Source organism: Bacteroides sp. ZJ-18 (assembly GCF_011038705.2).
In the GTDB taxonomy this organism is placed as follows: Bacteria; Bacteroidota; Bacteroidia; order Bacteroidales; family Bacteroidaceae; genus Bacteroides; species Bacteroides hominis.
In genome coordinates, this window is record NZ_CP072198.1 from 2447526 (window position 1) to 2462220 (window position 14695).

Consider the following 14695-nt stretch of genomic DNA (forward strand, 5'->3'; position numbering starts at 1 on the left):
AATTAATTTGTGACCTTCGCACATCAAAGATACACAACGAAATGAAGAAGTCTTGTGCGATGTTAATGAAAATATTTTTAGAACCTTTTAATTCTATGTAATGCATATTAAGACCAATCCGAATGATAAAATGTCTTTTAATCAGCTATATAATGATTATCAGACAAGGTTTGTGAATTTTGCTAATACCTATGTCAGAGATTGGGATGTAGCGGAAGATATAACGACAGAAGCGTTAATTTACTATTGGGAAAACAGAAATACTTTATCTGAAGTATCCAATATTCCTGCATATATACTTACCATCATAAAAAATAAAAGTCTTAATTATCTTCGTCATTTGCAGATACGGGAAGAACATTCTGAAAATATTAGAAAATATATTGAGTGGGAACTCAATGCACGTATCGTTTCTTTAGATGCTTGTGAACCCTATGAACTTTTAGTCAAGGAGATGCAAGAGTTGATTCAGCAAACTTTGGATAAATTGCCGGAACGTACACGCAAAATATTTATTTTAAGCCGTTATGAAAACAAATCTTATAAGGAGATTGCTGCTTTAATGAATATGACCACCAAAGGTGTAGACTTTCATATTTGTAAGGCTTTAAAGGCATTACAGATTAACCTAAAAGATTACTTTCCATTATTTCTTTATTTTTTGATGAGATTTCACTAGGATACCTTTTCCATGAAGTGCCTTATACATAAAGGGACATTAATACATTGTCATGGATAAAGATTTACTATATAATTTTTATAAAGGAAAGGTTTCCATAGAGGAAGGACAAAGGGTCAAGGCTTGGGTAGAAGCATCAGACGAAAACGAGCGTACCTTCTATAGGGAGCGCAAAATTTTTGATGCCTTGATGCTTAATAATCCGCTTCCGGTAAAGAAAATCTCTTTTTTCAATTTTACACATAATAAAAGAATAGAGTGGCTGAAAATTGCCATTGCTGTAATATTGACACTTCTGCTTAGTTATTTCTATCAGGAGCATAAAGCCGATCTGGATTCAATGGCAATGAACACGATTTCTGTTCCTGAAGGACAAAGGACCAATGTCACATTACCCGATGGTAGTAATGTTTGGTTAAATGCATGTACAACGATACAATATCCGACTTCTTTTAACAGTCGGGAGCGTTTCGTTATATTAAAAGGAGAAGCTTATTTTGATGTGAAAAAGAATAAAAGCAAACCGTTTATTGTGCACACAGATGCCTATAGCATTGAAGTATTAGGTACGAAGTTTAATGTAGATGCATATCCGGGAACAGAAAAATTTGAAACTACATTGATGCATGGTAGTGTTAAGGTTACTTTGAAAGCAGATTCATCGCAAACAGTAATATTAAAGCCTGATCATAAATTGTCATTAGAAAAAGGACGGTTCGTAATGACTAAAGTGGAAGATTATAATCCTTATCGTTGGAAAGAAGGGCTTATCTGTTTCTCTGATGAATCCTTTCCTAATATTATGAAAGACTTTGAAAAGTATTACGGAGTGAAAATAGTGATAGAGAATAAAAATGTATTGCAGATTAATTTTACGGGGAAATTCAGACAAACCGACGGAATAGATTATGCACTTCGTATCTTACAGAAAAATATAGATTTCCAATATGAGAAAGATAATGAAAAACAAATTATCTATATAAAATAAAGTATTAATTCTTAAAAGCGAAATGCCTATGAAAAATGATCTAAGTTAACCTATTGAAAATGCCGATAGGTGTTCCCGCACCTACCGGCATAAGAAATCAACACAATTTTTTATTAAAAATGTATCAATTTAAAATCTATACAAAGGTATGAAAAATAACACTTTGTCAGGGTCATATTACCCTAAAAATCCCCAAATAAAACATTTTTTTAGAATTATGAGAATTACATTATTCCTATTGATGGCATGTGTTTTTTCTTTGTATGCCGGAAATTCCTATTCTCAAAATACAAAAGTTAGTCTTGCCATGGATAATGTAGGACTAAATAAGGTCTTAGAGGCGATAGAGAGTCAGACTGATTATCTTTTTATTTATAATAGTCAGATAAATGTCAATAAGATAGTTACTATTAAGGCAAATAAGCAGGCCGTTTCAAAGGTATTAGATCAAATATTACAGAATACTGGCATTGAATATAAATTGGAAGGCTCGCATATTATATTAGAGAAAAAAACAGAAGAAGTGCACAATAATTCATCTGTTGTTCAACAACAAACTAAAAAGATAGCCGGAACAGTGGTAGATAAGACAGGAGAGGCCATTATTGGAGCGAATGTCAAAATACAAGGTACAGATAAAGGAACTATTACTGACCTCGATGGTAATTTCACCTTGGAGGTTGCTCCAAAGGATGTACTTATTATCAGTTATATAGGTTATTTGGATGTAAAAGTTCCCATAGCCGGACAAAAACATATCCATGTGGCGTTGTCTGAGGATAATAAAATGTTGGACGAGGTTGTTGTAATTGGTTATGGAACTACTTCTACACGCAAGATGGCATCTGCAGTTACAGCCGTGAAAGGTGAGAAATTGCAGGACCTGCCATTTAGTAGCGTAACAGCTTCACTGGCCGGACGTGCAACAGGTGTTATTGTACAATCATCAGGTGGTGAACCGGGATCTACCCCTTCTATCTCGATCCGCGGTGGTGGTGCACCTGTCTATGTCATAGATGGTGTTATTTCCGATGCATGGGATTTCAATACGCTGAATCCGAATGATATTGAAAGCCTTTCAATTCTTAAGGATGCAGCATCTCTGGCTGTTTACGGTTCACGGGCTGCCAATGGTATTGTGATGGTGAAAACCAAGCAGGGAGGTAAAGGAAAGACAGCGGTAACATATACGTTCAATGCTGAATTTAGCCAACCCACCAAATTACTGGAGAAAACCCGTGGTTACGACTATGCTTACAACCAGATGCTTGCCGGCATCAATGATGGTTTGAATGAGGCAGACCTGCCATTTAACCAGGAAGTGCTGAACATTATTAAGAATCAGTCTGATCCTTACACAGCCGGACATGCCGACACTGACTGGTTGGGAGAAGGACTAAAAACTTTTGCCCCTCAATACAAGCATACTGTGTCCTTGAGCGGAAGCGGCAATAAAGTGAATTATTACCTTTCTTTGGGCATGCTCAACCAAGGTAGTATCTACACTTCGGATGCATTGAATTATGACCGCTACACCGTTCGCAGTAATGTTAACACAACTTTTGACAAGATCGGCCTAAAAATCAGTCTGAACTTGAACGGAGCTTATGAAAAGAAGGAATATCCTTCCTTCTCGGCGCAGAAGATATGGGAAGATCTTTATAACCAGTCTCCATTGAATCCGGCTTATAACGAGGATGGCACTTATACGGCAGTCACCGACCACCCACTCGCAGAAATGGATAAGCGCTCAGGATATAACAGGAACTATGGCAAGTTCATCAATACACAAGTAGCGGCAGACTGGACTTTACCCTGGATGAAAGAGCTGACTCTTGGTGCCATGTTCAACTATCGTTTGAATGACTCGCATGTGAAAAATTTCAGCACTAAAGCACCTCTGTATTATCCAGATGGTTCTGTATATCCAATAGGCAAACCAACATTGAAAGAGGAAGGTTATTGGGGCGAATCATACAATTTTGAAGTAAGTGCCGCCTATACAAAAACTTTTGCTGAAAAGCACACGATTGATGCCAAATTCGTTTATACAATTGCCGAAAACAATGGATGGAACTTCAATGCGTATCGTGGTGAATACTTGTCAACAGTTGTTGACCAGTTATTTGCCGGTGCGGCAGATACACAACAGAATGGCGGTAACTCGGATGAAGGCGGACGTATGGGATTTGTAGGTCGTTTGAAATATGACTTTATGAACCGTTATATAGTGGAAGGCAGTTTCCGTTACGATGGTTCGGACAATTTTGCGCCGGGACACCGTTGGGGATTTTTCCCTTCGGGAGCAGTGGCATGGGCCATCAGTGAAGAGCCTTTCTTCAAGGAATGGGATCAACATGTGGTCGATTTACTCAAGTTACGCGCTTCTTACGGACAGACAGGTACCGAAAGCGGAGTAAACCGTTTTGGATATCTTTCCACTTACAATTTGGATGAGAAGAAAATAGTAATCGGAGGAAAATTGCAATCCGGATTCAGTGAAGGGGCTTTGGTCTCTCCGGAATTGCTGAGCTGGTACGAGGTAAACTCCTTTAACCTGGGATTGGATATGGCTTTCTTCAACAGCCGCCTGAAAGGTACTTTCGATTATTTCTATTATGTAACTAAAGGTGGTTTGATGAGTCCGGGCGACCGTTATACTACTCCTTTAGGAAAAGCTTTGCCGCAAATAAAATCGAATAGCGAACAGCGTCGCGAAGGCGTGGAATTGACCATGCGCTGGTCGGATACGACTCCGCGTAAATTCGCTTATGAAGTAGGATTCAATATGACGTATTTCAATAGCCTGTGGAAGGTGAAAGCGGATGAAGCCCTGTCTGACCTGATGAATCCGTATAAACGCCAGACGCATCAAGCCGATTATTATGGAGTGGGATATATAGATACGGGATTTTATCAAAACAAGGAAGATATCCTGAACTCTCCCCGAAGACTGGGATCTACCCAAACCAAGTTGGGAGACATCGGCTATACGGATATAAATGGTGACGGTAAGATAGACGGTGAAGACCAGGTACGTGTTGGAAAGCCGACACTGCCTCACTTCACTTATGCTCTCGACTTCTCTTTTGGCTATGAGGGATTCACTTTGTCGGGCTTATTCTATGGTACTGGCGAACGCTACATGACTCTTGGTGACCGCTATCAGAAGGGTGAAGGTAAATATCTCTATTACGAAAACCAGTTGAACTATTGGAGACCGGATAATACAGATGCTGATTTTCCAAGACTTTCAATCAGTTCCGGTGTGAATGGAAACAATAATCAGGTAAGTTCTACTTTCTGGATGCGGAATGCATCTTATCTTCGTCTGAAGAATTTGCAGTTGAGCTACGATTTCAAATACAAGTATCTGAAAAGATGTGACTGGTTGCAGATGTGCCGTGTGAATCTGAGCGGCAGTAATCTTTTTACCATTTCAAGTATCGGCAAGTTTTTTGATCCGGAAACATCGAGTACCAGTGGCGACGGATATCCTGTACAGCGAGTTTATTCAATTGGTGTAACAATAGGTTTTTAATAGGGAGGAATAAATATGAATAAGATAAAGAATTTATTTGTAATTATGCTATTTGCCTTGGTCGCCTTTTCCTGCAGTGATATATTGGACAAGGGACCACTTGACAAATATTCGGAGAATGATGTGTGGAAAAGTACTGACTTGACACAAGCATTCATTTATACTGCGTTGGCCAATGCTACAAATATGATGGTTTGGAAAGACAATTGGACTGATAATGAAGCTATTTTGGAAGATGGGCGAGATGTGAATGCAGAATTGATAGACCGTTATTATGATGCGGGATGGAATAAGTATGAAGATATCCGTCGTTGCAACATGGTGTTGGCACGTGTTCCGGAAGCTCCCTTTACGAATGCGGAAAAAGCTAATTTTATAGCACAGGCTAAGACGATACGTGCTATGATCTATTTTACGCGTGCTCGCTTGTTCGGTAAATTGATGTTAGTAAAAGAACTTATTGATCCGGAAGCGGATATGAAGTTTCCTCGTACGGCTACAGTGAAAGAAACTTATGATTTCATACTGAACGACCTCAAGGAGGCTGCTCCTGATCTACCTGTAGATGCTCCATCCGGTGGACTGTCACGCGGTGTTGCCTATGCGTTATTGGGAGAAGCTGCTTTGCATGGAGCTGCATACATTGAAAATGGGCAGGAAGAGTATTACCGGATAGCAGCAAAGGCCTGTGAAGATCTGTTTGCATTGGACAAATACTCTTTGGATGGTGACTACGCCGGTATGTTCAATGATTATGATCATTCATTGGTCTCAAGCGAGATAATTCTGGCACAATGGAGAAGTGCTGAAAATACAAATTTTTCAGATACTTGGATGCAGAGACTGGTTCCTAATATTGATCCCTCTAAGTTGATTGCCGATGTACAGGCAAAGTATCCTTTGGTAGAGGAGATGGCTGGTTGGCCGCAAAGATTTCCTTCTGTTGATTTAGTGAATGATTATCTTGTAGTTGATGAGGATGGAAAAGCCAAAGAGTGGGACCAGACTTCTTATTATCAGAAATTCCTGGCTGACGGAGGGACGGTTGAAGATGCTATTTACAAGAATCGCGATAAACGATTCAAGGCTTCTATCGTTTACGACGGATGTTCTTATTTCGCTAATAGGGTGTGGCTTCGTGAGGGAGGTAATCTTTATTATACTTCCAAAACGACTGAATTCTGGGGGATGCCGGTATCAGGATATGTTTATCGGAAATGTGTTTATGAAGCCAAGCGTTTGTTGAACTCGGAGAAAACGAATTATCATTATACTTTGTTACGTTTGGGACGTTCTTATCTGAACTATGCGGAAATCAAGTTGCGGCAGGGTGATAAGGAAACGGCTATTGACTATATCAATAAGACGAGGGTAACCCATGGTGGTTTGCCAGAATTGCAAAAATCCTTATCACTGGAAGAAACTTGGAAAGAGTATAAACGTGAACGCCGTATAGAACTCGTCAATGAAGGTGATCGATACTGGAGCGTACTTCGTTGGGGCAAGGCTGACGGTCTGGAGGTTGTTCCGGAGCTGACTGTTGAACAGAAGTTCATGAAAATAGCTCCTGATGGAAAATCTTTTGAGATAATTCCGCTACCCATTTACCAAAGCGATAATGAGCGTACTTTCACCAAGAAACATTATTTATTCCCTGTGCCGCAAGGACAACGTGATCTGAATCCGAATTTGGACCAGAACGAGGGATGGTAGAAAAATGCTGGATGTCTAATTATTAAAGTATTACGAATATGAAGAAACTTATAAATACTGTTTTGTTAATATTTCTAATAGGTACGGTTTCATCTTGCCTGAAATCAGGATTGGATGATTTGGAGACCTATAATGAAGCTGAAATTACTAATTTGAACTTTGAATATCGTTGGTGGGATGAGGCTAAGAATCAGATGGCTGTTAAAACACTCAACATTGAAAAACAAATTTCGAAAGACGATAATCTGATTACCTGCAAGCTAACGGTTCCAACGGTTAGTGGCAGCTTTACAGATGCTGTCAGGCAAAATGTATCATTAAGTAATCTTATTGCCTATATGGATCTTTCTACTGCTGCTAAGATTGCGCCTTTGAACGGAGCCCCTAAATTGGGTACTCCTGGCGATTTCTCAGCTAAGGAGTTTAAATATCAGGTGACTGCTGCCGACGGTACGACAAGAGAATGGACAATAAAGATTACAGATTTTGTGAAATAAGAATAACTATTGAAGTTATTCGGATAACTAATTGAAATGAAGAAGGAAGACATTTGAAAAAATATCTTCCTTCATCTGTTATTTTATTTTTTTAGTGAAATTAATAAAAAGAAGAATTATGAATAAACCCTATTTCATTGCATTTCTACTCTCTTTTGCTTTATGGACAGTCATTCCTTCTGCTTTTGCCGGAGATGTTATTTTGAAAGTATTTGAAGGGAGACCACATATCAATTCTCCTCAGATTACGGGTAATTACCCTTCAACTCCATTTATCTTTTATATTCCGACTTCCGGTCAGCGACCGATGCGATGGAGTGTCGAAAAACTTCCCGAAGGATTGGAACTGGATTCGAAGACTGGCATTATTAGTGGAGTTGTGACCTCCAAAGGAGATTATACTGTGACTCTGAAGGCTGAGAATGCGTTAGGCGTAAGTGTGAAACAATTGGTCATCCGCATTGGTGATGAATTATTATTAACTCCTCCAATGGGCTGGAACAGTTGGAATACTTTTGGACAGCACCTGACTGAAGAACTGGTCCTGCAAACGGCAGATGCGATGATAGCGAACGGAATGCGTGATTTGGGATATTCCTATATTAACATAGATGACTTTTGGCAGTTGCCGGAACGGGGGGCTGACGGACATTTGCAGATTGATAAAACTAAGTTTCCACGTGGGATAAAATATGTAGCTGATTATCTGCACGAACGCGGATTTAAATTGGGAATTTATTCGGATGCGGCCGAAAAAACTTGTGGTGGTGTTTGTGGTAGCTACGGATATGAAGAAACAGATGCAAAAGATTTTGCCTCTTGGGGAGTTGATTTGTTGAAATATGACTATTGTAATGCTCCTGTAGGTAGGGTAGAAGCTATGGAACGATATGTGAAGATGGGAAGAGCTCTGAGGGCTACTAATCGTTCGATTGTCTATTCAGTTTGTGAGTGGGGACAGCGCGAACCTTGGAAGTGGGCGAAGCAAGTGGGTGGACATTTATGGAGAGTATCAGGAGATATCGGTGATATCTGGTATCGAGATGCAAACCATGTTGGGGGATTACGTGGTATATTGAATATCCTTGAAATCAATGCTCCTCTGAGTGAATATGCCGGTCCATCCGGTTGGAATGATCCAGACATGTTAGTGGTTGGAATAGATGGAAAGAGTATGAGTATTGGTTATGAGTCGGAAGGATGTACCCAGGAACAATATAAATCCCATTTTAGCCTGTGGTGCATGATGGCTTCTCCTTTATTTTCTGGAAACGATGTGCGCAATATGAATGATAGTACATTAAAAATATTGTTGGATGCTGATTTAATAGCCATTAATCAGGATGTATTAGGCAGACAGGCAGAACGCAGCATCCGCTCGGATCATTATGATATTTGGGTCAAGCCGTTGGCAGATGGACGTAAAGCTGTGGCTTGTTTTAACCGGGCAAGTTCTCCGCAAACTGTAATATTGAATGAAAATACGATTGCCGATTTGTCATTTGGACAGATATACTGTTTAGACAACCATTTGACAAAGAGTGGTAGTGATTCAAAGGAACTGATAATAAAACTGGCCCCTTATCAATGCAAGGTCTATATTTTCGGTAAAACGAATTGAAATTATTTTTCTTTTTATAATAGTTTGTTAAATACTTAATTGGCACTTATGCCGCAAATTGAATTCTTGCTTTTCATTGCTTTCGATTTATTTCCTAAACTGGGTTAAATATCCAACACGGAAATAAATCGTTGCATGGGAAAGCAGTTGTGCTAAAGTACTTTTATGGAAGTAATTTAATTTCGTGTCAGTTGAGAAATACAACTTGCGCATTTTCTTATTTTTACCTTCCCCTAATTCATAGTGATAAAGAATAATTTGAACTGAATGCTTCAAGTTTATTTAATTTTTTAATTAACTCCAATCTTAATATGATATTATCTATAAGATAAACAGTTGATATAAACTTGATAATTGCTTGAAACGAACTCTTTGAATGATAAGCAGATTGCTGGAATATCTGTTTGAACTTAGCAAATTGATAGCTTCACATTTTTTAGTATTTTGTCTTCTTCGTCTTCTTTTGCTTTCTTTATGGAGCAGAGGCTAATCATTCTTGGCAATATATTGTTCTTACTGCAACATCTAAACTTAAAAACGTATGAAAGATCTTGTGTCCGGCATCCGTTATGATGCCTCTAATGTGATTAGTCAGGCTATAGGGCCAAGTAAAGAATTTTGCATGGGATATTTGAATCCCGGAGTTGCAAGTGGTGAAGGATATATTTCGACAATGAAATTGTCAGTCGGTACAGTCGACGTGAAAGACCTTGATGCAATAACTGAAAAGATTGTAGCAAAGGACCGCTGTGAGAAAAACGACGCATATCTCGGACAAGTCAATCTAATGAAGGCTTCTTCATTTTGTGGACAAAATGGAGCTATCTGGGGATTTGACCTGGCAATGCACGATGACATTGCCAAAAGAAAGGAGATGCCTATCTATATGCAGGCACAGCCTGAAGGGGTAGACGTTCCTGTTTATAATATCCGTCCGTTGCTGGAGGCAACCGAACGTTTGTTCGGCCGTGCCAAAGAGCGTCGTTTTCCCATACTCCCCGGAGCTTATGTGCCGGGAGGAAGCCGAAAGGTTGTAGCATGCGGTCCCACATGGGTGTGGTCTGTGATCGGACTGGCTATTTTGAAAAACCGTAGTAAAGGAGCCTGCCTGTTTGTGAAAGACGCCGGAATTTACGGGGATGATTCGACAACGGAAGGCGAAGCAATTGGTTTTTTGGAAGGGATACTCCGGAAAGCTACCAACAGCATTGTACTTTGCGGACAGGATCAGGATGTAATTTACGACCGTATTTATATTGGTTATAAATATACGTTTGTAGAACCCGATCAGGTTGGTTGTGCTTTGTCGTGCACTCCTGCTGTCTATTTGGCCCAGAATGCTGTCCCTGCCGATATGAAACCGGCTGATCTTTGCCAGATGACCATCAGTGACTGGGAAGAGAAGTTAGGGCTGGAAGAGCTGACTATTTTTGAATAGAAGTTTAACTGTAAAACACAGGCTACGAATAGGTACACAGGTTTATGATGCTGAGAACGGATTTCTTTTCTATCCGTTCCTGGTTGTTCGTTTGTGGTGGGTGTACCTTTCGTAGCTTGTCTTTTTTTCACTGTTGTGCTATCCACCAGTCAATCATCTTACGTGCCAGACTTAGCTTCCGCGGAAGTTCCGGCAGATTATTTTTTGTATAGAAATTCCCGGAACTGAGTTCGTCATCCTGCAAGCGAATGCTGCCCCCGGCATAATCGGCAATAAAACCTACCATGAGTCCGCTCGGATAGGGCCAGGGCTGATTTCCAAAATACTGAATGTTCTTCACATCCAGTCCGGTTTCTTCTTTAACTTCCCTTTCCACACATTCCTCCAAGGTTTCTCCGGTTTCAAGGAAGCCGGCCACCAAGCTATTGAATGTACCTTTAAAGTTGCGGGCATGTACCAGTAACAAAGAATCCTCTTTGCGTACCAATACCAGAATTGCCGTTGAAATGGCGGGATAGACTTCTTTACCGCAATCCGGACACTTTTTCATAATAGGCTCTTTCTGTACCAGTGGAGTTCCACATGTGGGGCAAAAGCGGTTGCTACGGTCCCAGTACAGGATTTCGTGAGCTTTACCTGCTGCTTGATAGTGTTCGAGCGGCAGGTAATCATAAGAAGCGCGCAACCCCATTTGTACATATTCCGGTGTTTCTGTGATCGGAGAATCTATGTAGAAACTTTTGCCGGATATGCCATCGGGCGTAGTTAGGGTGTGTACGGTTGTTCCTTCCGGTATGGCGATGGGGGCGCTTTCTCCTGAAGGGATGGAGAAAGCGTTGTTTGTCTTTTCCAGTAATAACTGATCTTGGTAGAAGATGAACCATCGGTTGTTTTTTGTATGTGTCATTTTGGATAATTCTTTTTTAACCGGTGCAAAATTATAAAAAGATACTCTCTTTCATGCCGGTCTCCTTTATAAAATATTCATCATGTGATACCAACAGTACACTACCCGTATAATTCCGGATGGTGGCGGTGATGATTTCGATGCTGTGTATGTCCAGATTATTGGTGGGTTCATCCAGGATAAAGAGGTCAGGAGTGTTATTGCTGATCATCAGGCAACAGAAAGCGAGCCGCATTTTTTCACCTCCACTAAGCTGTTTGCAAGGTTTGTCCCAACTTGCCACCGGGAAGAGAAAGCGATTCAATATGATCTTTATTTCGTGTTCCGGCAGGTTCCGGAGGTTGAATGACTCTGCTTGCTGGAGCACTGTCAGCCCGTCGGAAATGATGGAATACTCCTGATTGAGATAGACGTAACTGAACCCGGTGCGCTCCAGTGTACCCGAAGCAGGCAATAGTTCTCCGGTGACCAGTTTCAATAGGGTGGTTTTACCACTCCCGTTGTCTCCTTCGATACGTATCCGGTCGCCGCTTTTCAGTTGGAAATTTAGGGGAACCTTCCATAAAAACGAATCTTCATAAGTGAAGTTTATATCACGGGCAGTCAGTAATATTTTTCCCGGATGTAAAGCAGAAGCATTGAAATCGGTTTTAAGCAGTGACACTTCGCCCAACCTGTTGCGTATCTGACTTCGTTCGGCGACAAGTTTTTCCGATTTGTCCCGGTGGATGTCCGCCAGTTTGGTGGTACTTTTTTCTGCCCGGTCTTTCAGGGTATTGATGGCCATACGGGAAATGCCTTTTTGAGGAGCCGCTTTTTCGCTCCGTACATTCTGCTTGTCTTTCCGCTCGGCAACCTCACGTGCAAGCTTCCGTACTTGCCGGAGTTCTTTCTCCTTTTCATTCAGTTGTTGTTGCAAAGCACTTAGCAGAAGCTCTTTCTGCTGTTTGTAGAATTCATAGTTCCCTCCGTAAAACACAAGTGCGCTACGGCTCAGTTCGCAGGTTTCGGGAAGCAGATTGAGCAGAGTGCGGTCGTGGCTGACTACAATCAGCGTAGAACGGCATTTCTTCACCCATTCATACAGTTTGTTGCGTCCTTGGCTGTCGAGGTGATTGGTAGGTTCATCCATCAATATCACGGAAGTTTCCTGCAGTTCGATGCCTGCCAGGAATACGCGTGTCTTTTCTCCACCACTCAGTGTATGCATGGGCTGGTCAAGAGACATTGTTCCGAGCCCCCATCCATTGAGAGCTGCTGTGGCTTTTTCTTCGATGTTCCAGTCGTCATCGAGGATATTGAAGTTGACGATGGAAGTATCTCCATCCAAAATGGCATGGAGGGCTTTTCGTTTTCCGTCTATCCCGAGGGCTTCGGCAATGCTCATTTTATCATATTGTCCGAAGTGCTGGGGCACATAATAAAGAGCGAATGGACGGAGTACTGTTCCCGAACACGGTTGCAGTTGTCCGGATATGATTTGCAGCAATGTTGACTTGCCACAACCATTATTGCCGATCAGAGCCAATTGCTGTCCTTTGCTGACAGAGAAACTGAGATTTTGGAAAAGAACTTCCTTATCGGGATGGATATAGGTGATTTGTTGTACTTGGATACACATACTTGTCTATTGGTTTGAAAGTAAATACTTGCTGTTGATGATAGCGGGTAGGGGAGAGACAAACACAATAGGGGTTAAACAACACGGATTCGTGATGCTTAACAATACATGAAAAGAAGCATATGTGAAAAGTGATGTTTACCGGAAAGTGTTGTCTTACTTAGATATTCTCATGGGTATACATATGAAATTAGACTGCAAAGATAGAAGATATTCCGGCAATTACAAAAAGAGAGGGGAGAAATCTGAAACTTCTCCCCTCTTCTTGTTAAACTAATCTATTGAAAACAATTCATTCAGTCCTTCGCCCATACTTGGATGTGTAAAGATGAAATCGCGAAGGAAGGTATAATGTTGTCCGGTCTTCATTGCCATGTTTACTATGTTAATGACTTCGGAAGATTCGGCACAGAACAGCGTGCAGCCCATGATGCGTCCCGAATGGCTGTCGATGATGGCTTTCAGTATACCGTCAGTCTGTTGTAAAGTACGTGCACGTGGTAGTGCTGAGGCCGGGAGACGTGATACTTTGAAGGAATATCCCCGTCTGATGGCTTCTTCTTCGGTCAGCCCGACATGTGAAAGCGGCGGATCTATAAATACCGAGTATGCCACCGGGTTACGGTCGTCGGCCGTACGTTCTTTATTTCCGAAAAGGTCGTCCCGGATAATCCGGTAATCGTCCAGTGAAATATAAGTAAACTGCAGCCCGCCTTTTACATCACCCATTGCCCAAATGTTTGGGGAGGTGGTATGCAGATAACCGTTTACAACAATAGCCCCGTGGCTATCCACTTCTACTCCGGCTGCCTGAAGATTCAGTCCCTCAATCATTGGCTTGCGTCCCGTAGCTACCAGGATGGCATCACCTTCTATGTCAGAAGATGTACCGCCGGCGGTATCCGTATAAGTCAGGATTACGCCGTCCGTTGTATCGCGGATGGATTGTGCACGGGCGTTGAGGCGGATTTCTATTCCTTTCTTTTCGAGTGCCTCTTTTACAGCGTTTGCTATATCGCGGTCTTCGCGGGCAATAAATTTGTCACCTCCTTCGAGTACGGTCACTTTGCTTCCGAAGCTTGCATACATGGAAGCAAACTCCAGTCCGATATAACCTCCGCCCACGATAATCAGATGTCGGGGCAATACATCCAGTTCCATCAATGATGTGCTGGTATATACCCGTTTGCTGTCTTTCAGCCCGTCTATTGCCGGTATAATGCTGGTTGATCCGGTATTGATGAAAATCTTTTTTCCCTGAAGTTCGATCACTTCGTCGGGAAGGGTTACTTTCACCACATCTTTTGAAACGAACGATGCCATTCCGGTGTAAATGGTTACATTGGGGAGACTGCTCAGTTTGTCGAACATATTAGCCCTTGAAGCTGCTGTCATTTCGTTTTTCCGTGCGATGGCGGCTTTATAAGCTTCGGCCTGCTTTTCGTAACTGGTTGGGTAGAGCCAACTCACCTTTTCAGCTTCGTGGATAAGGCGTTTGGTAGGCACACAGGCTATATTGGGGCAAGTACCTCCGTACATCATGGCAGAGCGTTCAATCAGTGCGACTTTCCAGCCGCGTTTGGCTAATTCGGCGGTCAGCGTCTTGCCGCCCTTGCCGAAACCGATAATAATGGCATCATATTGTTTCATAATTCTTATACTTTAGAAGGATGTATCTTTAATGTCAGTT

At 41.5% G+C, this 14695-nt stretch carries 10 protein-coding genes; 7 read left to right on the plus strand and 3 right to left on the minus strand.

What is annotated here, in order from left to right; genetic code table 11:
• The first annotated feature begins 100 nt into the window (after nt 1–100).
• The 7 genes from G7Y45_RS09725 to G7Y45_RS09755 all read left to right on the plus strand — a co-directional run bounded on the left by G7Y45_RS09725 (nt 101) and on the right by G7Y45_RS09755 (nt 10477).
• On the plus strand, nt 101–679 hold the full coding sequence (locus G7Y45_RS09725; RefSeq protein WP_022012354.1) for an RNA polymerase sigma-70 factor: 579 nt from the start codon (nt 101–103) through the stop codon (nt 677–679).
• 52 nt (nt 680–731) lie between these two features.
• Nucleotides 732–1667, plus strand: a complete 936-nt coding sequence (locus G7Y45_RS09730) for a FecR family protein (protein WP_137569048.1) — start codon at nt 732–734, stop codon at nt 1665–1667.
• Between the two features lie 148 nt (nt 1668–1815).
• A complete protein-coding gene (locus tag G7Y45_RS09735) occupies nt 1816–5208 on the plus strand; it encodes a TonB-dependent receptor (RefSeq protein WP_165017609.1) in 3393 nt (1130 codons plus the stop codon).
• A gap of 15 nt (nt 5209–5223) precedes the next feature.
• Nucleotides 5224–6921, plus strand: coding sequence for a RagB/SusD family nutrient uptake outer membrane protein (locus G7Y45_RS09740; protein WP_165017612.1), 1698 nt, complete (start codon nt 5224–5226; stop codon nt 6919–6921).
• A 38-nt stretch (nt 6922–6959) separates the two neighbouring features.
• The gene (locus G7Y45_RS09745; RefSeq protein ID WP_022012350.1) at nt 6960–7418 is read left to right on the plus strand and encodes a hypothetical protein; all 459 of its coding nucleotides are present in this window, start codon (nt 6960–6962) and stop codon (nt 7416–7418) included.
• A gap of 118 nt (nt 7419–7536) precedes the next feature.
• Complete coding sequence (locus G7Y45_RS09750; protein WP_022012349.1) at nt 7537–9039, plus strand: putative Ig domain-containing protein; 1503 nt, start codon at nt 7537–7539, stop codon at nt 9037–9039.
• A gap of 541 nt (nt 9040–9580) precedes the next feature.
• Nucleotides 9581–10477 carry a histidine decarboxylase, pyruvoyl type gene (locus G7Y45_RS09755; RefSeq protein ID WP_032543266.1) on the plus strand — a complete coding sequence of 299 codons (897 nt, stop codon included), beginning with the start codon at nt 9581–9583 and terminating at the stop codon, nt 10475–10477.
• A gap of 127 nt (nt 10478–10604) precedes the next feature.
• Here the strand turns inward: G7Y45_RS09755 and nudC are convergent, their stop codons facing one another.
• The 3 genes from nudC to G7Y45_RS09770 form a co-directional block, all read right to left on the minus strand.
• Nucleotides 10605–11384, minus strand: a complete 780-nt coding sequence (gene nudC / locus G7Y45_RS09760; RefSeq protein WP_122330306.1) for an NAD(+) diphosphatase — start codon at nt 11382–11384, stop codon at nt 10605–10607.
• A gap of 31 nt (nt 11385–11415) precedes the next feature.
• Nucleotides 11416–13005 carry an ABC-F family ATP-binding cassette domain-containing protein gene (locus G7Y45_RS09765; protein ID WP_032543264.1) on the minus strand — a complete coding sequence of 530 codons (1590 nt, stop codon included), beginning with the start codon at nt 13003–13005 and terminating at the stop codon, nt 11416–11418.
• 273 nt (nt 13006–13278) lie between these two features.
• Nucleotides 13279–14655 (minus strand): FAD-dependent oxidoreductase, encoded by a 1377-nt coding sequence (locus G7Y45_RS09770; protein WP_005776257.1) that lies wholly within the window; start codon nt 14653–14655, stop codon nt 13279–13281.
• Between the last annotated feature and the right edge of the window lie 40 nt (nt 14656–14695).